The organism is Geodermatophilus sp. SYSU D01036 (genome assembly GCF_054050435.1).
This window is the reverse complement of record NZ_JBJGZJ010000003.1, coordinates 44228-65138: the sequence shown is the minus strand read 5'-3', so window position 1 is coordinate 65138 and position 20911 is coordinate 44228. Positions and strand designations below refer to the sequence as shown.

At 74.6% G+C, this 20911-nt stretch carries 20 protein-coding genes and 1 tRNA gene; 12 read left to right on the top strand and 9 right to left on the bottom strand.

Features of this window, described 5'->3' with window-relative positions; translation table 11 throughout:
* Window positions 1-99 precede the first annotated feature (99 nt).
* Genes ACI8AR_RS04820 through ACI8AR_RS04785 form a run of 8 tightly spaced genes read left to right on the top strand, consistent with a single transcriptional unit; the run spans window position 100 to window position 7517 of the window.
* Window positions 100-945 (top strand): FAD binding domain-containing protein, encoded by an 846-nt coding sequence (locus ACI8AR_RS04820; RefSeq protein ID WP_457050183.1) that lies wholly within the window; start codon window positions 100-102, stop codon window positions 943-945.
* Entirely contained in the window at window positions 942-3071 is a 2130-nt protein-coding gene (locus ACI8AR_RS04815; protein ID WP_457049954.1) for a xanthine dehydrogenase family protein molybdopterin-binding subunit, read from the top strand. Before ACI8AR_RS04820 ends, ACI8AR_RS04815 begins: the two co-directional genes overlap by 4 nt.
* Complete coding sequence (locus ACI8AR_RS04810) at window positions 3068-3523, top strand: (2Fe-2S)-binding protein (protein WP_457049953.1); 456 nt, start codon at window positions 3068-3070, stop codon at window positions 3521-3523. Before ACI8AR_RS04815 ends, ACI8AR_RS04810 begins: the two co-directional genes overlap by 4 nt.
* Entirely contained in the window at window positions 3520-4368 is an 849-nt protein-coding gene (locus ACI8AR_RS04805) for a fumarylacetoacetate hydrolase family protein (protein ID WP_457049952.1), read from the top strand. The genes ACI8AR_RS04810 and ACI8AR_RS04805 overlap by 4 nt, the downstream gene beginning before the upstream one ends.
* Window position 4369: 1 nt before the next feature.
* The gene (locus ACI8AR_RS04800) at window positions 4370-4663 is read left to right on the top strand and encodes a putative quinol monooxygenase (RefSeq protein WP_457049951.1); all 294 of its coding nucleotides are present in this window, start codon (window positions 4370-4372) and stop codon (window positions 4661-4663) included.
* The gene (locus ACI8AR_RS04795) at window positions 4656-5339 is read left to right on the top strand and encodes a phosphoglycerate mutase family protein (protein ID WP_457049950.1); all 684 of its coding nucleotides are present in this window, start codon (window positions 4656-4658) and stop codon (window positions 5337-5339) included. Before ACI8AR_RS04800 ends, ACI8AR_RS04795 begins: the two co-directional genes overlap by 8 nt.
* 38 nt (window positions 5340-5377) lie before the next feature.
* Complete coding sequence (locus ACI8AR_RS04790; protein WP_457049949.1) at window positions 5378-6079, top strand: SRPBCC domain-containing protein; 702 nt, start codon at window positions 5378-5380, stop codon at window positions 6077-6079.
* A 22-nt stretch (window positions 6080-6101) separates the two neighbouring features.
* Entirely contained in the window at window positions 6102-7517 is a 1416-nt protein-coding gene (locus ACI8AR_RS04785; RefSeq protein ID WP_457049948.1) for an NAD-dependent succinate-semialdehyde dehydrogenase, read from the top strand.
* A 340-nt stretch (window positions 7518-7857) separates the two neighbouring features.
* On the opposite strand, the gene ACI8AR_RS04780 is transcribed toward ACI8AR_RS04785, so the two are convergent.
* Window positions 7858-7931, bottom strand: a tRNA-Pro gene (locus tag ACI8AR_RS04780).
* 129 nt (window positions 7932-8060) lie between these two features.
* On the opposite strand from ACI8AR_RS04780, the gene ACI8AR_RS04775 reads away from it, so the two are divergent.
* Window positions 8061-9584, top strand: a complete 1524-nt coding sequence (locus ACI8AR_RS04775; RefSeq protein ID WP_457049947.1) for an MDR family MFS transporter — start codon at window positions 8061-8063, stop codon at window positions 9582-9584.
* Between the two features lie 58 nt (window positions 9585-9642).
* Here the strand turns inward: ACI8AR_RS04775 and ACI8AR_RS04770 are convergent, their stop codons facing one another.
* The 4 genes from ACI8AR_RS04770 to aroH all read right to left on the bottom strand — a co-directional run bounded on the left by ACI8AR_RS04770 (window position 9643) and on the right by aroH (window position 13753).
* Window positions 9643-11109: a M1 family metallopeptidase gene (locus ACI8AR_RS04770; protein ID WP_457049946.1), complete on the bottom strand. Its 1467-nt coding sequence runs from the start codon at window positions 11107-11109 to the stop codon at window positions 9643-9645.
* A 195-nt stretch (window positions 11110-11304) separates the two neighbouring features.
* The gene (gene der / locus ACI8AR_RS04765) at window positions 11305-12651 is read right to left on the bottom strand and encodes a ribosome biogenesis GTPase Der (protein WP_457049945.1); all 1347 of its coding nucleotides are present in this window, start codon (window positions 12649-12651) and stop codon (window positions 11305-11307) included.
* Window positions 12648-13346 carry a (d)CMP kinase gene (gene cmk, locus ACI8AR_RS04760; RefSeq protein WP_457049944.1) on the bottom strand — a complete coding sequence of 233 codons (699 nt, stop codon included), beginning with the start codon at window positions 13344-13346 and terminating at the stop codon, window positions 12648-12650. Before cmk ends, der begins: the two co-directional genes overlap by 4 nt.
* A gap of 44 nt (window positions 13347-13390) precedes the next feature.
* Window positions 13391-13753, bottom strand: a complete 363-nt coding sequence (gene aroH / locus ACI8AR_RS04755) for a chorismate mutase (RefSeq protein WP_456938400.1) — start codon at window positions 13751-13753, stop codon at window positions 13391-13393.
* Between the two features lie 339 nt (window positions 13754-14092).
* On the opposite strand from aroH, the gene ACI8AR_RS04750 reads away from it, so the two are divergent.
* The 3 genes from ACI8AR_RS04750 to ACI8AR_RS04740 all read left to right on the top strand — a co-directional run bounded on the left by ACI8AR_RS04750 (window position 14093) and on the right by ACI8AR_RS04740 (window position 16207).
* Entirely contained in the window at window positions 14093-15496 is a 1404-nt protein-coding gene (locus ACI8AR_RS04750; RefSeq protein ID WP_457049943.1) for an FAD-binding oxidoreductase, read from the top strand.
* A 121-nt stretch (window positions 15497-15617) separates the two neighbouring features.
* Window positions 15618-15956: a hypothetical protein gene (locus ACI8AR_RS04745; protein WP_457049942.1), complete on the top strand. Its 339-nt coding sequence runs from the start codon at window positions 15618-15620 to the stop codon at window positions 15954-15956.
* The gene (locus tag ACI8AR_RS04740; protein WP_456928749.1) at window positions 15953-16207 is read left to right on the top strand and encodes a hypothetical protein; all 255 of its coding nucleotides are present in this window, start codon (window positions 15953-15955) and stop codon (window positions 16205-16207) included. The genes ACI8AR_RS04745 and ACI8AR_RS04740 overlap by 4 nt, the downstream gene beginning before the upstream one ends.
* Window positions 16208-16222: 15 nt before the next feature.
* Here the strand turns inward: ACI8AR_RS04740 and ACI8AR_RS04735 are convergent, their stop codons facing one another.
* The 4 genes from ACI8AR_RS04735 to xylA are packed head-to-tail and all read right to left on the bottom strand — an operon-like array spanning window position 16223 to window position 20853.
* Complete coding sequence (locus tag ACI8AR_RS04735; protein WP_457049941.1) at window positions 16223-17140, bottom strand: aldose 1-epimerase family protein; 918 nt, start codon at window positions 17138-17140, stop codon at window positions 16223-16225.
* The gene (locus ACI8AR_RS04730) at window positions 17137-18210 is read right to left on the bottom strand and encodes an ABC transporter ATP-binding protein (RefSeq protein WP_457049940.1); all 1074 of its coding nucleotides are present in this window, start codon (window positions 18208-18210) and stop codon (window positions 17137-17139) included. The genes ACI8AR_RS04735 and ACI8AR_RS04730 overlap by 4 nt, the downstream gene beginning before the upstream one ends.
* A 49-nt stretch (window positions 18211-18259) precedes the next feature.
* A complete protein-coding gene (gene xylB, locus ACI8AR_RS04725) occupies window positions 18260-19669 on the bottom strand; it encodes a xylulokinase (RefSeq protein ID WP_457049939.1) in 1410 nt (469 codons plus the stop codon).
* A complete protein-coding gene (gene xylA, locus ACI8AR_RS04720; RefSeq protein ID WP_457049938.1) occupies window positions 19669-20853 on the bottom strand; it encodes a xylose isomerase in 1185 nt (394 codons plus the stop codon). Before xylA ends, xylB begins: the two co-directional genes overlap by 1 nt.
* Between the last annotated feature and the right edge of the window lie 58 nt (window positions 20854-20911).

Below are 20911 nucleotides of genomic sequence, written 5' to 3'. Positions count from 1 at the left end.
CTCCGCCCGGAGGCGCGGCGACCCGACCGCCGCCCCTCGGGCGGAGCCCTGCCCGCCGACGTCCCCGAACCACGATCAGGAGCACACGACGTGACCTGGATGGCGCCCCGCACCGTCGCCGAGGCGGTGGAGCTCAAGGCCGCCCACCCCGACGCCACCGTGGTGGCCGGCGGGACCTTCGTCGGCATCCTCACCCGGCAGGGCCTGCTCGCCAGTGAGGACTGGATCTCGCTGCAGAACGTCCGCGAGCTGCGGCTGGTCTCGACCAGCGCGGAGCTGGCCCTGGGCGCGATGGTCACCCACCGGCAGATCGAGCTCCACCCCGAGATCGCCGCCGGGTGGCCGGGCATCCAGCGGGTCTTCGCCGTCGTCGCCAACCCCCGGGTCCGCAACGCCGCCACCATCGGCGGCGTCCTCGGCGACGCCGACTACGCGTCCGATCCGCCGGCCATGCTCGTCGCCTGCGACGCCTGGGTGGAGGCGCTGAGCGTCCGCGGCCTGCGCCGGATCCCCGTCGCCGACCTCATCGTCGACCACTACGAGACCAGCCTCGAGGAGGACGAGCTCATCACCCGGGTCCTCGTCCCCCGCGGCCGCCACCACACCACCTATCGCAAGCTGCTCACCCGCAGCCGGGAGGACCGGCCGAGCGTCTCGGTCGCCGCCGCCCTGCACGAGGGAACGGTCACGGTGGCCGTCGGTGCGGTCACCGGGCGCCCGCAGGTGTTCCCCGACCTGTGCGCGACCTGGGTGCCCGGCAGCGAGGACAGCGTCCGCGACATCGCTCGGGGCTACGCCGAGCGCATCGACCCGATCAGCGACAACCGCGGATCGGCCGCCTACCGCACCCGCGCCATCGCCGTCGAGGTCCGCCGCGCGCTGGAGGACCTCACACCGGCCGCCCTGAGCTCGCGCAAGGCCACCATCCAGGAGCACGTGGCATGACCGATCCCCGCATCCGCGCCCAGATCCGCTACCCCAACGACCTCACCGTCCCCGGCATGTGGCACGCCCGGCTGGTCCGCTCCCCGCACGCCGCCGCCCGCGTCACCGGCGTGGACACGTCCTCCGTCCCGGACGGCGTCGTCGTCCTCACCCCGGCCGACGTCGAGCACCTCGGCCGCTACGGCGCGCAAATCGCCGACCAGCACGTGCTGGCCGGGATCGCCCGGCACGTCGGCGACCCGGTCGCCGTGGTCGCCGCCCCGGACGAGGCCACCGCCCGCGAGGCGGCCGCGCTCGTCGACGTCAGCTACGAGGAACTGCCCGCGGTCTTCGACGAGCGCGACGCCCTGCGCCCCGGGGCCCCGCTGGTGCACGAGACCATCCCGGTCAGCCGCAGCGACTCCGCCTACTTCGGCCTGCGCCCGCTGAACGGGACCAACACCTGCCACCGGTTCCGGATCCGCACCGCGGGCATCCCGCAGGGTGAGCCCTACACCGCCGACCCCGTCCCCGACGACGTCGCCGAGGGCTTCGGAGCCGCGGACGTGATCGTCGACGAGACCTTCGCCATGCCGGCGGTGCAGCACGTGGCCATGGAGCCGCACGCCTGCATCGCCACCTGGACCGACGGGCGCCTGGAGCTGGTCACCGGCACCCAGACGCCGTTCAACATGCGGCAGGACCTCGCCGGCCTGTTCGACCTGCCCGAGACCGACGTCCGCATCGTCGTCCCGCCCATGGGCGGGTCGTTCGGCGCCAAGACCTTCGTCCGCACCGAGGCCATCGCCGCCGCCGTCGCCCAGCGGCTGGACCGGCCGGTACGGCTGGCCCTCGACCGGGACGAGGAGTTCGTCACCCTGACCCGCCACGCGGCGACCGTGCGGATCAGGCTCGGCGCCACCCGCGACGGGCGGTTCGTGGCCAAGCGGGTGTGGTGCTGGGTCAACACCGGCGCCTACGCCGACTGCGGGCCCGGCGTCGCGATGAAGATGGGCTACGCCGGCGTCGGCCCCTACCGGTTCGACGCCGTCGCCGTCGACTCCTACTGCATCTACACCAACCTGCCCCCGGCTGGCGCCTACCGCGGCTACGGAGCCACCCAGTCGGTGTGGGCCTCCGAGCGGGTCACCGACCTCATGGCCGAGCGGCTCGGGATGGACCCGGTCGAGCTGCGCCGCCGCAACCTGCTGGTCGACGGGGACGTCTACTGCACCGGCGAGACCATGCACGACGTCCACTTCGAGGAGCTGCTCGACGACGCGGCCCGTGCCGTCGACTGGCAGCCCGGCGGGCCGAACCCCGGCAAGGGCATCGCCGTGATGCTCAAGGGGATGCAGACCCCGAGCCGGGCCGAGGTCGGCATCCGGCGCACCGGCCCCGACCGCTACGAGGTGCTCAGCGCCACCACCGAGATGGGACAGGGCTCGGCCAGGGCGATCGCCCAGCTCGCCGCCGACCTGCTCGGCGTGGACGCCGACCGGGTCGACGTGCCGCCCCCGGACACCGACCGCGTCCCCTACGACACCCGCACGACCTCCAGCCGGTCGACGCACATGATGAGCCGCGCGCTCGAGGTCGCCGTCGCCGACATGAAGGACAACGGCACCGACGCCGGGCACGGGCGCATCGCCAACGACGGCGGCCTCGACGTCGACACCGGCCAGGGCGTGGCCTCCTCGCACTGGCACCAGGGCGCCGCCGCCGCCCAGGTGGACGTCGACGAGGAGACCGGCGTCCTGACCCTCCGGCGGCTGCACGCCGCCTCCTACGCCGGGCGGGTGGTGAACAGGGCCGCCGCCGAGCTCCAGCAGGAGGGGTCGATGGTCATGGCGATCGGCACCACCCTGTTCGAGGAGATCGTCTTCGACGAGGGCCAGGTGGTCGGCCCCAACCTGTCGGACTACAACATCCCGTCCGCGCTGGACTGCGCCGCGATCAGCCAGACCATCCTCGAGGTCGAGGGCGCCGAGGTGCACGGACTCGGCGAGACGGCCCTGCCCCCGGTGCCGCCGGCGATCGGCAACGCCCTGGCCAGCCTGGGCTACCGCCCCACCCAGCTGCCGCTGACCCCGGAACGGGTGCTCGCGGCGGCTCACGAGACGGTGAAGGAGAAGCAGCCCGCGTGAACGTCACCCTGCAGATCAACGGTGCCCCGGTCGACCTCGACGTCGACGAGGGCGTGATGCTGCTCGAGGTCCTGCGCGACCAGCTCGGCCTGCTGGGCGCCCGCGGCACCTGCGGCGTGGGCCTGTGCGGCGCCTGCACGGTGCTGCTGGACGGTCAGCCGATCTCCTCCTGCATCCTGCTGGCCCCGCTGGCCCAGGGCCGGGCCATCACCACCGTGGAGGGCCTCCCCGACGACGACCCGGTGGTGCAGGCCTTCGACCGGCACCACGCCTTCCAGTGCGGCTACTGCATCCCCGGGATGGTGCTCACCTCGAAGGCCTTCCTCGGCGAGTGCTCGGCCGCCCGCACCTGCCCGTCCCGCGAGCAGATCGCCGAGGCCCTCGGCGGCAACCTCTGCCGCTGCGGCTGCTACGTCAAGATCATCGACGCGGTGCAGGAGGTCGGGTCGTGAAGTTCGTGACCTACACGTCCCCGGACGGCGCGGCGAGGGTCGGCCGCCTCGACGGCGGGACCGTCCTCGACGTCGGCTTCGACGGCGACATGATCGCCTTCATCGAGGCCGGCGCCCCGATCGGGACCGAACGCCCGGTGCCGGACGCGCGCCTGCTCGCCCCGCTGCAGCCCCGCTCGTTCCGGGACTTCCTCGCCTTCGAGGGACACCTGAGGAACGCGTTCAAGAACCTCGGCCGGGACATCCCCGCCGAGTGGTACGAGGTGCCGGCCTTCTACCGCAGCGTGGGCACCACCGTCACCGGCCCGGACACCGAGCTGACCTGGCCCTCCTACACCCGCCAGCTCGACCACGAGCTCGAGCTCGCCGCCGTCATCGGCCGGCCGTGCAAGGACGTCAGCGCCGCCGAGGCGCTGGAGTACGTCTTCGGCTTCACCATCTGGAACGACGTGTCCGCCCGCGACGTCCAGCGCCGCGAGCTGCCGGTCGGGATGGGCCCGGCCAAGGCCAAGGAGTGGGACGGCTCCAACGTCCTCGGCCCGTGCATCGTCACCCCCGACGAGATCGACCTCAGCACGCTCGCGCTCGAGGTCCGCGTCAACGGGGAGCGCTGGGGCGGCGACAGCACCGCCGCCATGCACCACAGCTTCGGTGACCTCATCGCCTACGCCGCCCAGGACCAGACCCTGCTCCCCGGTGAGGTGCTCGGCTCGGGCACCGCCACCGGCGGCTCGGGGCTGGAGCTGGACCGGTGGCTGCAGCCCGGGGACCTCATCGAGATGGAGGCCGGCCCGATCGGCGTCCTGCGCAACACCGTCGGAACACCCCACAGGAAGGACCACTGACATGGCGTTCGTCGTCGCGGCGATCTGGAAGGCCAAGCCCGGAGAGGCCGATCGGGTCCGCGAGGTCATCGAGAAGATGACGCCGCTGTCCCGAGCGGAGCCGGGCAACCTCTACTACCAGGCGCAGGTCAGCCCCGAGGACCCCGGGACGTTCTTCCTCTACGAGCAGTACACCGACGCGCAGGCCTACGAGGACCACAAGAACACGCAGCACTTCCAGGAGAACGTGTTCGGCTACGTCCTCGAGTACCTGGCCGAGCGCAACGTGAAGACCTACGAAACGATCGATGCCTGAGCGCAGCGACGTCGCGGTGGCGCACCGGCTCCTGCTGGTGCGCCACAGCGCGATCGCCTCCCACCGCGGCGACGTCCCCCTCACCGACGAGGGGGTGCAGATCGCCCTGCGCACCGGCCGCGAGCTGGGCAAGGAGAACCCCGCCTTCCGGGTGCTCACCGGCGGCACCCTGCGCACCCGGCAGACCGCCGACGCCGTGGCCGAGGGTGCCCGCAGCGAGGGCGCGCAGGTCGACGGGCCGCGGGTGGCGTTCGCCCTGCGCAACCCCGACGTCTACGTCGCCGGCGAGCGGGTCGACATGGTCAGCAGCGCCGCCGCCCTCGCCGAGCAGGTGCCCGGCATGAGCGAGGACGAGGCAGCCGCCCATCCGTTCTTCGCCGATTTCTTCGACCACCCCGACCGGATCGGCTGGTGGTTGCGGCTGTGCGCCGTCCCCGGCGACGACGCGGCCACCCTCGCCCGCCGCATCGACGCGTTCGCCGGCAGCCTCGCCGACCCCGGCGGGCCCGCCGGCGGGCTGACCGTCGCGGTCACCCACTCCCCCGTCCTGCGGGCCTGCGCGCTGGCCCACCTCGGCGACGACCCCGGCGAGCCGCCGTGGGTGGGCGGCCTGGAGTACGCCGTCCTCCCCGACCGCACGCTGCGGGTCAGCTCCTTCGCCGTCGACCCCACCTGACGTCGCCGGTCCCCCGGCGCGACGCCCCGGAAGCAGACATGGAACTCCAGCAGACCTTCACCGTCCCCGTCCCCCTCGACATCGCCTGGAAGGCGCTCAACGACCCCGAGCGCATCGCACCCTGCATGCCCGGCGCCACCCTCGAGGCGGTCGAGGGCGACGCCTTCACCGGCAGCGTCAAGGTCAAGCTCGGCCCCATCGGGCTCACCTACCGGGGCAGGGCCCGGTTCGTCGAGGCCGACCCCGCGACCAGCACGGTCGTCATCGAGGGCACGGGCAAGGACGCCAAGGGCAACGGGACCGCCAGCGCCACCGTCACCGCCGTCCTCACCGAGGACGCCGGGAGCACCACCGTCACCACCACGACCGACCTGGCCATCACCGGCAAGCCGGCCCAGTTCGGCCGCGGGGTCATGAACGACGTCGCCAACAAGATCGTCGGCCAGTTCGCGGCCAACCTCGCCGCCCTGCTGACCTCGGACACCGGCGCCGCCACTGGCTCGGCCGAGCGGGCCCCGGCGCCGGCTCCCTCGACCGCGGGCTCGGCCGCACCGGCCACCGGACCGACCCCGGCACCGGCTCCCCGGACCGTCGCGGCCGTGCCCGCGGCCGCCGAGCTCGACGCCTTCGCCCTGCTCGGCATCACCCCCGCGGTCCGCCGGCGGCTGACCGCCGCACTCGTCCTCGCCGACGTCTTCGTCCTGGGCTGGGCCATCGGCCGGCTCGGCAACCGTCGCTGACCCGCCGACCCCGGGAGCTCCCGTGCCCTCCACCGTCACCACCGTCGACCCGGCCACCGGCCAGACGCTGCGCACCTACCCCGGTGCCGACGCCGACACGGTGTTGTCGGTCCTGGCCTCCGTCGCCGCGGCCCAGCCCGCCTGGGCCGCCACATCCCTCACCGAGCGAGCCGAGACCGTCCGGGCGATCGGCGCCCGGCTGCGCAAGCAGGCCGACGAGCTCGCCGCCCTGATGACCGCCGAGATGGGCAAGCCCATCGGAGAGGCCCGCGCGGAGGTGGAGAAGTCCGCCACCGCCTGCGACCACTACGCCGACCACGGGCCCGCGGCGCTCGCGCCCATCGAGGTGGACACCGGCGACCAGCGCAGCTGGGTGGCCCACGAGCCCCTCGGCGTCGTGCTCGCCGTGATGCCGTGGAACTTCCCGTTCTGGCAGGTGCTGCGCTTCGCCGCGCCGACGCTGCTCGCCGGGAACACCGCCGTCCTCAAGCACTCCCCCAACGTCACCGGCTGCGCGCTGGCCATCGAGCAGCTCTTCCGGGAGGCGGGCCTGCCGGAGGACGTCTTCCGCAGCATCGTGGTCGCGGAGGAGGACGTCCCGGCGGTCACGCAGACCCTCGTCGAGGACGACCGGATCGCCGCGGTCAGCCTCACCGGCAGCGAGCGGGCCGGCGCCGCGGTGGCCGCCGCGGCGGGGCGGGCGGTCAAGAAGAGCCTCCTGGAGCTCGGCGGCTCAGATCCGTTCGTCGTCCTCGACGACGCCGACCTCGATGCCGCGGTCGCCGGAGCCGTGAAGAGCCGCTTCATCAACTCCGGGCAGAGCTGCCTGGCGGCCAAGCGGTTCGTCGTGCACCGGGCCGTCGCCGAGCAGTTCACCCGCCGCTTCGCCGAGGCCGTCGCCGGCCTGCGCGTCGGGGACCCCGCGGACGAGGCCACCGCCATCGGCCCGATGGCCCGCGCCGACCTCGTCGACGGCCTCGAGCGGCAGGTCCGCGAGTCGGTCGACGCCGGCGCCACGGTCCTCGTCGGCGGCCGGCGCCTGGACCGTCCCGGCGCCTGGTTCCCGCCGACGGTCCTGACCGACGTCACCCTCGACATGCCCGTGATGGCCGAGGAGACCTTCGGCCCGGTCGCCGCCGTCGTCACCGTCACCGACGACGACGAGGCCGCCCGCGTCGCCGACGCCACCCGCTACGGGCTGGCCGCCAGCGTGTGGAGTGCGGACCCCGAGCGGGCCCTGGCAGTCGGCCGGCGCATCACCTCCGGGGCACTGTTCGTCAACGCCGTGGTGGCCTCCGACCCCCGCCTGCCCTTCGGAGGCACCAAGCGCAGCGGCTACGGCCGCGAACTGGGCGAGGCCGGCGCGGTCGAGTTCACCAACACCCGCACGTACGTCGTCGGCACCGGCGCCGTGCCCACCGGCCCGGTCACGGAGTGAGGTCCTGCTGCGCGTCATCCTGCTGGCACACCGTTCGGTAGCGCGACCGGCGCAGGAGTGCTGGCGATGCGGCGGGTGCTGTCGTCACACCCCACCGCCGTTCAGCTCTCGACCCTGTACTCCTCGTCCGGCCGTCAGCGATGCTCACCGCCGGCGTCCCACTGACGTCTCGCGCCGCTTCGAGCAACTCGTCCGGTGCGCGGGCCTGGAGGGCGTGCCCCTGCAGACGTTGCGCCACTCGGCGGCCAGCTTCCTCCGCCCCTCCGGCCGCGTTGCCGTACTCACGCGAGAGGCGGGCCACCCTCGTCGGGTGACCCGCCTCTGACCTGCGGTTCCGCTGTCGGGCTGACAGGATTTGAACCTGCGACCCCTTGACCCCCAGTCAAGTGCGCTACCAAGCTGCGCTACAGCCCGAGCGCCGGGCGGCTCGCGCCGCCCGATCGCTGCGTGGAGCAGGTTACCGCACCCGCCCCTTCACGTTCCGGGGTGGTCGGCGCGCGCCGCACGGGAATGCCCGGCGCCGGCCCGCGTTGGTGGTTGTCCGTGACAACCGTGACCCGGGCCTCGGTCGGGCTCCGTTCCGAGCGCGGCCCCGTGCTCGGGGCGGTCATGCTCAGCACCGCGCTGATCGCCCTCGACAGCACGATCATCGCCACCGCCGTCCCCGCCGTCGTCGACGACCTCGGCGGGTTCAGCCAGTTCCCCTGGCTGTTCAGCGTCTACCTGCTCACCCAGGCGGTGACCGTGCCGGTCTACGGCAAGCTCGCCGACGTCCTCGGGCGCAAGCCGGTGCTGCTGTTCGGCATCGCGGTGTTCGTCGCCGCCTCGCTGTTCTGCGGGCTGGCCTGGTCGATGCCGGCGCTGATCGTCGGGCGGGCGCTGCAGGGCATCGGCGCCGGCGCCATCCAGCCGATCGGCATGACCGTCATCGGCGACATCTACACCGTCGAGGAGCGCGCCCGGGTGCAGGGCTACCTCGCCTCGGTGTGGGGCGTCTCCTCGGTGCTCGGGCCCACCCTCGGCGGCGTCTTCAGCGACTACCTGTCCTGGCGCTGGATCTTCCTGGTGAACCTGCCGCTGGGCGCGCTGGCGTTCGTCGCGCTGCTGCGCCGGTGGAACGAGCGGGTCGAGCGCCGCACCCACCGCTTCGACGTCGCCGGCGCCGTCCTGCTGTCGGCCGGCTTCGCGCTCCTCATCCTCGGGCTGCTGCAGGGCGGCAGCGCGTGGGCGTGGACGTCGGGGACGTCGATCGCGGTCCTCGTGACGGCGGTCGTGCTGCTCGTGGCCTTCGCGCTGGTCGAGCGGCGGGCCGCGGAGCCGGTGCTGCCGCCGTGGGTGCTGCGCCGCCGCATCCTGCTGTCCGGCAACGTGGCCGCGCTCGGCCTGGGCGCGCTGCTGATCGGGCTGAGCTCCTACCTGCCGACCTGGGCGCAGGGCGTCCTCGGCGCCGGCGCGCTCGAGGCGGGCTTCGCGCTCGCCGCGCTGACCCTCGGCTGGCCGGTCGCGGCGAGCCTCGCCGGCCGGCTGTACCTGCGGATCGGCTTCCGCAGCACCGCGCTGCTCGGTGTCGCACTCGCCGTCGCCGGGACCGTCGGGACGGCGTTGCTCGGCGCCGACGCGCGGCTGTGGCAGGTCGGCGCGTGGATGTTCGTCACCGGCGCGGGCCTCGGGCTGTCGTCGTCGCCGCTGATCGTCGCGGTGCAGTCGGTGGTCGGCTGGGACCGGCGCGGCGTCGTCACCGCCACCAACATGTTCGCCCGGTCCATGGGGTCCGCGGTCGGCGCGGCGGTGTTCGGCGCGATCGCGAACACCACGCTGGCCGCCCGGTTCGCCGCGCCGCCGCCGGGCCTCGACGGCGAGGTCCCCACCGACGTCGACAGCACCACCGCGGCGCTGTCGCAGGGCGGCGCCGTCGCGGAGTTCGCGCGGGAGAGCCTGCACGCGGCCTCGCACGGCGTGTTCGTCGCGACCGCCGTGACCGCCGTCGTCATCGCGCTGGCCGTGCTGGCGATGCCCCGCCGGACCGAGCCCCTGCGCTTCGACGACGACCCGGCCCCGGCGCACTGAACGGCACGGGACCGCCCGCGGGCGCGGTGCCCGCGGGCGGCCCCTCCCGGGACGCCGCTCAGGCGGCCGGGACCTCCGCCGGCTCGGGCAGCCCGGCCGGGCGGCCGGGAGTGAACAGCCAGGCGGTGAACAGGTCGTCGAGCTGCTGCCCCGACACCTGCTCGGCGTGCGCGATGAACTCGTCCGTGGTCACCGTCTGGCCCGCCTGCGTGGTGGCCCACGTCCGCAGGATGGTGAAGAAGGCGTCGTCACCGACCTGGTTGCGCAGGGCCTGCAGCGTCATCGCCCCGCGGTAGTACACCGCCGAGTGGAACAACTGCTCGGTGGCGGGTCCGGGGTCGCCGATCACGACGTCCCAGAAGTCCGCGCCCAACTGCTCCTCCGACAGGGTGGCGATCGTGTCGAACTCCTGCTGCGGCGTGCTCAGGCCCTCGCGCTCCAGCCACAGCCACTCGGCGTAGATGGCGAAGCCCTCGTTCAGCCAGATGTGCTGCCACGCGTCGAGCCGAACCGAGTCGCCGTACCACTGGTGGGCGAGCTCGTGGACGACGACGCCCTCGGCGGCCACCGGGTCGAAGAAGAACCACGGCGAGTACACCGGCCGGGTCTGGGTCTCCAGCGCGAAGGTCAGCTCCTCGGCGTCGTCGACGATGCCGCCGGAGGTGCTGAACGGGTACGGCCCGAACCAGCCCTCCGCGGCCGCGATGACCTCCGGCTGGCGGGCGAGCGCGGCGTCGACCAACTCACCGGCCAGCGGCCCCTCGGCCTCCGGGTCGGCGTCGAAGGTGGCGAGGTCGGGGTCGACGGCGTCCCAGTAGGCGATGCCGTCGGCCTGGTACTCGCGCACGTCGAACTCGCCGACGGCCAGCGTGACCAGGTAGGTGGCCATGGGCTCCTCCGCCGACCACGACCAGGTGGTCCAGCCGTCCCGGGTCCGCGTCCCGCGGAGCTCTCCGTTCGAGATGCCCTCCAGGCCCTCGGGGACGGTGATCGACACAGCGACCGAGGCGGCGTCGCGCGGGTGGTCGTTGGCCGGGAACCAGGTGGCCGCGCCGTGCGGCTGCCCGGCGACGACGGCGCCGTCGTCGGTGTGGAGGAAGCCCGACGCCCCGAATGCGTCCTGGATGGTCTCGGGGATCCCGTCGTAGACGACCTCGACGACGAACCGGCGCCCCTCGTGGAGCGGGTGCTTCGGCGTGACCACCAGTTCCTGGCCGTCCCGCGTCCACGTCGCCGCGTGGCCGCCGACGCGCACCGATCGGACCTCCAGGCCCTGCAGGTCGAGGTCGAAGCTCGACAGGGACTGGGTCGCCCGCGCCGTGATGGTGGCGGTGCCGGCGAGGACGTCGGTGGCCGGGTCGTAGCGCAGGTCCAGCCCGTAGTGCCGGACGTCGTAGCCGCCGTTGCCGTCGAGCGGGAAGTACGGGTCGCCGAGGCCCGGCGCCCCGGGCTGGGGATCGCCTCGCCCCCCGCCGTCCGCCACGGCGGTGCCGGTGCCCATCGCCACCAGCACCCCCGCCGTCACCAACACTGCCGATCTGCGGTGCATCGCTGCCCCCGTCCGTGGGTCGGAGCGGTTCCGGATCGGGGCAGTGAAGCGCAGCTGGGAAGCCGCTGGGAGGTCGCTGGGAGCGGACGGACGGGCCAGAGGACGCCGCCCCCGGCCTGTCGCGGCGGGCGGTCCGTGGACGACTACCGCCAGGGAGCGTCCACCCGGCGGTCAGCCGCGCTTGTCGTTCCCCCGGCCCTCGCGGACCTTCACCGAGATGTCCAGCGGCGTGCCGCCGAAGCCGAACCGCTCGCGCAGCTTGCGCTCGAGGAACCGGCGGTAGCCGGCCTCGAGGAACCCGGTCGAGAAGACGACGAACCGCGGCGGCCGGATGTCCGCCTGCGTCACGTACTTGATCTTCGGAGCGCGCCCGCCGCGGGCCGGCGGCGGCGTCTCCTGCACCAGCTGCCGGACGTAGGCGTTGAGCTCCGCCGTCGGCACCCGGGTCTCCCAGGAGGCGAGCGCGGCGTGCAGGTGGTCGGGCAGCTTGCCGATCCCGCGGCCGGTGGCCGCGGAGATGTTGACCCGGCTGGCCCACTTCACGCGGGCGAGGTCGCGCTCGATCTCGCGCTCCAGCTGGGCGTGCCGGTCCTCGTCGAGGGTGTCCCACTTGTTGAACGCGATGACCAGGGCGCGGCCGGCCTCGATGACCTGGGTGATCACCCGCTGGTCCTGCTCGCTGATCACCTCGTCGGCGGCCAGCAGGACGACGGCGACCTCGGCGGCCTGGATGGCGGCCTCGGTGCGCAGGCTGGCGTAGTACTCGGTGCCGCTGGCCGTGTTCACCTTGCGGCGCAGCCCCGCGGTGTCGACGAACCGCCACTCCTCGCCGCCGAGGGTGATGATCGAGTCGACCGGGTCCACGGTGGTGCCGGCGACCGAGTCGACGACCGACCGCTCCTCCTTGGCCAACCGGTTGAGCAGGCTGGACTTGCCCACGTTGGGCCGCCCGACGAGCGCCACCCGCCGCGGGCCGCCCTCCTCGGGCTGCTCCCGCGGCGCCTCGGGCAGCGCGTCGAGCACCAGGTCGAGCAGGTCCCCGCTCCCCCGGCCGTGCAGCGCGCTGACCGGCTGCGGCTCGCCCAGGCCCAGCGACCACAGCTCCGCGGCGTTGGCCTCGCTGCGCTCGTCGTCGACCTTGTTGGCGACGACGATCACCGGCCGGTCGCTGCGGCGCAGGATGCGCGCGGCGGCCAGGTCGGTGTCGGTGGCGCCCACCCGGCTGTCGACGACGAACACGATGACGTCGGCGGTGCGCATCGCGAACTCCGCCTGCCGGCTGATCGACGCGCCCAGCCCCTCGGCCTTCGGGTCCCAGCCGCCGGTGTCGGTGACGGTGAACCGCCGGCCGTTCCACAGCGCCTCGTAGGAGATGCGGTCCCGGGTCACCCCCGGGACGTCCTGCACCACCGCGGCGCGGCGGCCCAGCACGCGGTTGACCAGCGTCGACTTGCCCACGTTGGGCCGGCCGACGATCGCCACCACCGGCAGCGGACCGCCGGTGCCCTCCTCGCTCATGCTCTCTCCCCCGCACCGACCGCCGAGAGCGCCAGCTCGACGATGCGGTCGACGACACCCTCCCGGTCCAGGTCGGTGCTGTCGACGACCACCGCGTCGGCGGCCGGCCGCAGCGGGCTGTCCGCGCGGCTGCTGTCGTACTCGTCCCGGCGGCGCAGGTCGGCGGCCAGGTCGGCGATCTCGTCCGGGGTGGTCAGCCCCAGCTGGGCGGCCCGCCGCTGCGCGCGCGCCTCCGGTGCGGCGGTCAGGTAGACCTTCACGGTCGCGTCGGGCAGCACCACGGTGCCGATGTCCCGGCCCTCGACGACGACGGCGTCGGCCGCGGCCACCAGCGCGCGCTGCTGGTCGACCAGCTGCCGGCGCACCGCGGGCACCGCCGAGACCGCCGAGACGTTGCGGGTCACCTCGGCGCCGCGGATGCGCACCGCGACGTCGGCGCCGTCGACCTCGACCCGCTCGGTGTCCGCCGCCGTCCCCACCTCGATGCGCGCGCCGGCGACCACGCGGGCCACCGCCTCGGCGTCCTCGGGGTCGACGCCGGCGTCGAGGACGGCCACGGTCGCGGCCCGGTACATCGCGCCGGTGTCGAGGTAGGCCGCGCCCAGCCGGGCCGCCGCCGCGCGCGCGACGCTGGACTTGCCCGTGCCCGACGGCCCGTCGAGGGTCACCTGCCCCCGGAACCCCTGCTCGCTCACCGGGCTGTCGATCCGCGCAGTGGTCTCCGCTCGCCGGCGCTCGCTCACTGCGCGATGTCCCGTCGCAGCGCCACCGCTCCCCGCAGGTACACGTGCTGGATGTCCCCGCGCGGCCGCTCGGTCTCCACGTGCGCCATGAGCCGCAGCACCCGCGGCAGCGCGTGCTGCACGCCGATCTCGGTGGCGCACATCAGCGGCACGTCGCCCATCCCGAGCTCGCGGGCGGCCAGCGCCGGGAACTCCGAGACCAGGTCCGGGGTCGCGGTGAACAGGATGCTGATGATGTCGTCGTGGTGGAGGCCGTTGCGCTCGACCACGGTGCTCACCAGCTCCCGGGTGGCCTCGAGGACCTGCTCGCGTTCGTCGGCGTCCACCTGTGTCGCGCCCCGGATGGCCCGTACGGCCACGTGCACCCTCCTCGGTCGGTCCCGGCTCCCGGATCAGGGGTGCCCGGTCGAGTCTAGGTACCCCGCGCCACCTCCCGGTCGCCGGTGACCGGACCTCCCGTCCCCCGGTGGGTGGCCACCTCTCCAGTCCGCACGGGAGTTCGGGATAACGGCAAGGCGAGGACGGACCGCGGGTGGCCGCACCGCGACGGGCAGGGAGGGCGCGCCGCCCCGGTCGGCTTCCCTCCCGGGCCGCTCGCACGGGTCCCCGGACGAGGGTGCCCCGGACTAGCGTCGCCGCCGCGACCTGCGCGTGCTCAGCCCGCGGCGCGTGCGACTCGAGCACCTCGAGGAGCAGCCATGACCCAGGCACTGACGACACTGGCCGACCGGGTGACCGGGCAGGTGATCCGGCCCGGGGACGCGGACTACGACGAGGCCCGGCGGGTCTGGAACGGGGCGATCGACGCCCACCCCGCCGCGGTCGTCCGCTGCGCGACCGCCGACGACGTCGCCGCCGTCGTCCGTCTCGCGCAGGACCAGCGGATGGAGCTCGCCGTCCGCGGCGGCGGCCACGGCGTGGCCGGTTTCGGGACCGGGGACGGCGTCGTCGTGGCGGACCTGTCCCCGATGCGGCAGGTCGACGTCGACGACGCGGCGGCCACGGCGCGGGCCGGGGGCGGCACGACCTGGGGGCGGCTGAACGACGTCGCCGCCGCGCACGGCCTGGCCACCACCGGCGGCATCATCTCGACCACGGGGATCGGCGGGCTCACGCTCGGCGGCGGGATCGGCTACCTCAGCCGCGCGCACGGGCTCACCTGCGACAACCTGCTGGCCGCGCGCGTGGTCACGGCCGCCGGCGAGCAGCTCGGCGCGAGCGAGGAGGAGAACCCGGAGCTGTTCTGGGCGCTGCGCGGCGGCGGCGGCAACTTCGGCGTCGTCACGGAGTTCACCTACCGGGTGCACCCCGTCCCGGACACCGTCCTGGCCGCCCTGCAGTTCTTCGAGCTCTCCGACGGCCCGGCGGTCTTCGCCCACTTCCGCGACACGATCTCCGCCGCGCCCCGGGAGTACGGCGGCTACCCCGCGATGCACCTGGCGCCCCCGCTGCCGTTCGTCCCCGAGAACCGCGTGGGCGAGGCCTTCGCCGTCGTCGTGTCCTGCTGGACGGGGGACCCGGCGGACGGCGAGCGGTTCCTCACGGGCTTCCGGGAGGTCGCGCGGCCGGCTGCCGAGATGGTGGCCCCGATGCCCTACCCGGCCGTCAACGAGCTGTTCGACCCGCTGCTCCCGCCGGGCACGCGGTGCTACTGGAAGAGCGTGTACGTGGACGAGGTGCCCGACGAGGCGATCGCCGTGCACGTGGAGCACGGCGCCCGGCTGCCGATGGTCACCTCGGCGATGCACATGTACACGCTCGACGGCGCACCGAGGGAGGTCCCCGGGGACGCCACGGCGTTCGGACACCGGGACGCCACCTACGTCGTCAACATCGCCGGGATGTGGGCCGACCCCGCGGACGACGAGCGGGTCACCCGCTGGGTCCGCGACTACCACGCTGCCCTCGCGCCGCACGCCCAGCCCGGCGGCTACACCAACTTCGCCTCGGCCGACGACGCGGCGCGGACGCCGGAGGACGTGGGGGCGTCCTACGGTCGGCTGACCGAGATCAAGCGCCGCTACGACCCGGACAACCTGTTCCACCTCAACCAGAACGTCCCGCCGAGCCCCGTGCCGCCACCCCGCCCGCACACCACCTGACCCGGCCTCCACCGCGGACCGTGAGGGGACGCACCCCTTGCGTGTCGGCCCGCGGCGCACCCTCCTGCCGCAGGGACCTAGGGCCCTGGGGTGTTTCGGACGGATTCGTCACGGTCGAGGGGTGAGTCGAGAAGAGGCCCACCGCCGCACCCCTGCCCGCCGACGGCGGACCCCCGCGGGACCGCCCGCCCCCCCGCGGGCGTCCGGGGAGGACGCCCGCCCGCTGCCCCCGCTGTCCACCGCGCGCACCGACCGGAGCACCGGCGTCATCACCGTCCGCGGCCGCCTCGACCGGATCGGCGCCGAGGCGCTGTGCCGGACCGTGACCGGGCTGCGACGGCTGGGCCACCGGCAGGTCGTCGTGCGGCTCGCCGCGGCGACCGTGGCCGACGACGCCCGGGCACTGCTCGCCGACCTCGCCCGCCGGATGCCCGCCGGCGAGCGCCTCGTGCTCCGGTGAGCGCGGACACCAGGCGCCGCGAGCACTGGACGATGGGCGCGGACGCGGTGCGCCCCCTCGAGTGCGGCGGGGAGTCGCTGGACCTGCCCGTGGGCCGCCTGCACGCGGTCAGCGGCGACGGCCTGCTGGTCGGCCGGTCGGTGTGCCTGGCGCCGGTGACGCTGCTCGACCCGGCGGTGTGGTCCTGGCCCGAGGACCGGGACGAGGCCGGCGACCCGCTGTGCTGGATCTGCCTCGCGCTGACCGCCTGACCCGCGGGCCGGCCGTCAGAGCGGGCGGATGCCCCAGGCGCCGGTCGTGGACTCCCCCGGCGCCAGCCGGCGCACCGCCTCGCCGGAGCGGAACGCGTCCGGCGGGCAGGTCATCGGCTCGACGGCGAGGCCGTGCCGGCGCCGCGACGGCGGCTCGACGACGTCGCCGGTGAACACCTGCAGGTGCCCGTAGGAGGCGTCCATCCAGACCGCGGCGCCGCTGCCGTCCGGGCGGACCAGCCGCACCTCGGCCACGCCGTCGTCGTCCCGGATCAGGTCGGTGAAGCAGTCGTCGACGACCAGGTCGCCCACCCGCCGGCCGGCGCGCAGGTCGAACGGCGTCCCCTCCACCGGCTCGCGGCCCACCGGCAGCAGCCGGTCGTCGGTCAGCAGCCGGGTGGCGGCGGGCAGGGTGAGGGTGCAGTCGTCGACCCGCAGCCCCGGGCCGGCGGCGAGGTAGGGGTGGTGGCCCTCGCCGTAGGGCAGGTCGGTGCCGCCCTCGTTGGTGGCGGTGGTGGTCACCCGCAGGCCGTCGTCGGTGAGCTCCCACGCCACCTGCAGCCGCAGGGTGAACGGGTAGCCCGGCTGCGGGTGCAGCACGTACCCGAGGACGACGCGGTCCTCCGCCCGGTCGAGCACCCGCCAGGGCACGTGCCGCACCAGCCCGTGGATCGCCGTCCCGCGCTCGGGCTCGGTCACCGGGGTGACGTGCCGGACGCCGTCCCAGGACCAGACGCCGTCGCGCAGCCGGTTGGGCCAGGGCGCGAGCACGTGCCCGCGGACGTCGGCGGCCATCTCGCCCGCGTCGTAGCCGTCGACGACGTCGCGGCCGCCGGCGCGGTAGGTGCGCAGGCCGCCGCCGACCTCGACGACGACGGCCTCGGCGTCCCCGCGGCGCAGGACGTGCTGCTCGCCGGTGGGCGGGAGGCTCACCCGAGCCGCTCGCCGTCGACGGTGGAGAACAGGTGCACGTGGCCGGCGCGCGGGGTGACGTGCACCCGGTCGCCCTTGAGCGGCGGGCGGCGGCCGTCGACCCGGACGGTGACGGTGTGCCGGGTGCCGTCGAGGTCGGCGTGGCCGTAGACGTAGGCGTCCGCGCCGAGCTCCTCGACGACGTCGACCTCCACCGGGATGCCGTGCTCCCCGACCTCGAGGTCCTCGGGCCGGACGCCGAGCACCACCCGGTCGGCGTCCGCGCGGCCGAGCACCTCGCGCTCGACCGGGTGCACGGTGTCGCCGAAGCGGACGCCGCCGTCGGCCACCGGCAGCTCGACGAGGTTCATCGCCGGGGAGCCGATGAAGCCCGCGACGAAGACGTTGCGCGGCCGGTCGTAGAGCTCGCGCGGCCGGCCGGCCTGCATGAGCAGGCCGTCCTTGAGCACCGCCACGCGGTCGCCCATGGTCATGGCCTCGGTCTGGTCGTGGGTGACGTAGACCGTCGTGATCCCCAGGCGGCGCTGCAGCTGGGCGATCTGGGTGCGGGTCTGCACGCGCAGCTTCGCGTCGAGGTTGGACAGCGGCTCGTCCATGAGGAAGACCTGCGGCTTGCGGACGATCGCCCGGCCCATCGCCACCCGCTGGCGCTGGCCGCCGGACAGCGCGCGCGGCTTGCGGTCCAGGTACTGCTCGAGGTCGAGCAGCTTCGCGGCCTCGCGCACCCGCTCGCCGATCTCGGCCTTGCCGACCTTGGCCATCCTGAGCGCGAAGCCCATGTTGTCGGCCACGGTCATGTGCGGGTACAGCGCGTAGTTCTGGAAGACCATCGCGATGTCGCGCGCCTTGGCCGGCAGGTCGGTGACGTCCCGCTCGCCGATGAGGATGCGGCCGGCGTCGACGTCCTCCAGACCGGCGAGCATCCGCAGCGACGTGGACTTGCCGCAGCCGGACGGGCCGACCAGGACGAGGAACTCGCCGTCCTCGACCTGCAGGTCCAGCGCGTCGACGGCGGGCCGGTCCGCGCCGGAGTAGATCCGGGTCGCGGAGTCGTAGGTGACGGTGGCCATGGGGGTGCTCCTCGGGGGTACGGCGACGGTGCCGGCGGTGCGGGGCGGATCAGGTGCGGTTCGCGGTGAGGTCGCGGACCTCGGCGTAGCGCTCGCGGACGGCGGGGGTCGGGTCGGCCTCGTGCACCTCGGTGCCCGGCCGGGGCCACTCGGGCGCGGTGTCCGCGCCGGACAGCACCCAGGCGGCCTGGCGGGCGGCGCCGTCGGCCACGTACTCCCCCGGCGGCGGCACGAGCACCGGCACGCCGAGGACGGCGGGGGCGATCCGGCGGACCGCCTCCGAGCGGGCGCCGCCGCCGACCAGGAACACCCGCCGCACCTCCGCGCCGGTGGCGCGGACGGCGTCCAGGCCGTCGGCGAGGCCGCACAGCAGCCCCTCGACGGCGGCGCGGGCGAGCGAGGCGGGGGTGGAGGTGGCGAGCGTCAGGCCGTGCAGCGCGCCGGTCGAGTCGGGGCGGTCCGGCGTCCGCTCGCCCTCCAGGTAGGGCACGAGGACCAGGCCGCCGGCGCCCGCCGGCGCCGACAGGGCCAGCCGGGACAGCTCGTCGTGGCCGACGCCGAGCAGCCGCGCCGTGGCGTCGAGGACGCGGGCGGCGTTCAGCGTGGCCACCAGCGGCAGGTAGTTGCCGGTGGCGTCGGCGAACCCGGCCACGGCGCCGCTGGCGTCGGCGGCCGGCGTGGTGGAGACGATCGAGACGACGCCGGAGGTGCCGATCGAGCAGACGACGTCGCCGGGCTCGGCCGCCAGGCCCAGCGCCGCGGCGGCGTTGTCGCCGGTGCCGGGGCCGAGGACGGCGCCGGTGGTGCCCGCCCACGCCAGCGTCCCGGCGGACTCGGCCGGGCCGAGCACCCGCGGCAGCACCGGGGTGCTGCCGAAGGCGCGCTCCAGCAGGTCGGGGCGGTACTCCCCCGTCGCCGCCGACCAGTAGCCGGTGCCGCTCGCGTCGCCGCGGTCGGTGACCAGCGCGCCCAGGCCCGGCTGCCCGGCGAGCACCCAGGTCAGCCAGTCGTGCGGCAGGCAGACCGCGGCGGTGCGCTCGGCGTTGGCCGGCTCGTGCTCGGCCAGCCAGCGCAGCTTGGTGACGGTGAACGACGCCACCGGCACCAGGCCGACGGCGTCGGCCCACGCCTGCGGGCCGCCGAGCTCACGGGTGAGGTCGGCGGCCGCGCCGGCGGAGCGGGTGTCGTTCCAGAGCAGGGCGTCGCGCACGACCCGGCCGTCCCCGTCGAGGCAGACCATGCCGTGCTGCTGACCGCCGACGGCGACGGCGGCGACGTCGTCGAGCCCGCCGGCCTGCGCCACCGCCTGCTCCAGCGCGGCCGCCCAGGCCGCGGGGGCCACCTCGGTGCCCTCGGGGTGCGGCGCCCGGCCCTCGCGCACGAGGGCACCGGACGCCGCGTCCCGGACGACGACCTTGCAGGCCTGGGTCGAGGTGTCGACCCCCGCGACCAGGGACATCAGCGGGCGCCGAGCAGGTGCTCGAGGGCCAGCTGGGACAGGCGGACCTGACCGCCGCGGCGGGCGCCGGCGGCCTCGGCGTCGAAGTCCTCGAACGCCGAGCGGTCGGCCAGCAGCTGCTCGTAGGTCTCGCCGTCGCCGAGGGTCGGCTGGGCGAGCTCCGGCACGGCGGCGTCGGCGAGGGCCTCCTGCACCTCCGGGTCGGCGCGGAACGCGGCGGCCCGCTCCTTGAGCAGCAGGTAGGTGCGCATGTTGGCCTCGGCCGACTCCCAGACGCCCTTGACGTCCTCGGTGCGCAGCGGCTTGTAGTCGAAGTGGCGGGGGCCCTCGTAGCGGGCGCCGCCGGACGGGAAGCCGTTCTCCAGCAGGTCGACGGTGGCGAAGGCGGAGAGCAGGTCGCCGTGACCGAAGACGAAGTCCTGGTCGTAGCGCGGGCCCTTCTGCCCGTTGAGGTCGATGTGGAAGAGCTTGCCCTGCCACAGCGCCTGGGCGATGCCGTGCGTGTAGTTGAGGCCGGCCATCTGCTCGTGCCCGACCTCGGGGTTCACGCCCACCAGGTCGGCGTGCTCGAGGGTGTTGATGAAGGCGATGGCGTGGCCGATGGTCGGCAGGAAGATGTCGCCGCGCGGCTCGTTGGGCTTGGGCTCCAGGGCGAAGCGCAGGCCGTAGCCGCGGTCCTCGGAGTACTGGGCCAGGGTGTCGATGCCCTCGCGGTAGCGGTCGAGCGCGGCCTTGAGGTCCTTGGCGCTGTCGACCTCGGCGCCCTCGCGGCCGCCCCACAGCACGTAGGTCTGCGCGCCGAGCTCGGCGGCGAGATCCATGTTGCGCATGATCTTGCGCATCGCGAACCGGCGGACGCCGCGGTCGTTGGCGGTGAGCCCGCCCTCCTTGAACACCGGGTGGGTGAACAGGTTGGTGGTCACCATCGGCACGACCAGGCCGGTGTCGGCCAGCGCCTTCTTGAACGCGTCGATCCGCTGGGTGCGGGCGGCGTCGTCGCTGCCGAACGGGATGAGGTCGTCGTCGTGGAAGGTGACGCCGTAGGCGCCGAGCTCGGCGAGCCTGTGGACGCTCTCGACCGGGTCCAGCTCGGGGCGCGTGGCCTCGCCGAACGGGTCGCGCGCCGTCCAGCCGACCGTCCAGAGGCCGAACGAGAACCTGTCGTCGCGGGTGGGGTGCGTCATGGGGTAACTCCCGGGAACTGAGCGGGGAGGCCGTGCGGGGATGCGCACAGACCGGTGG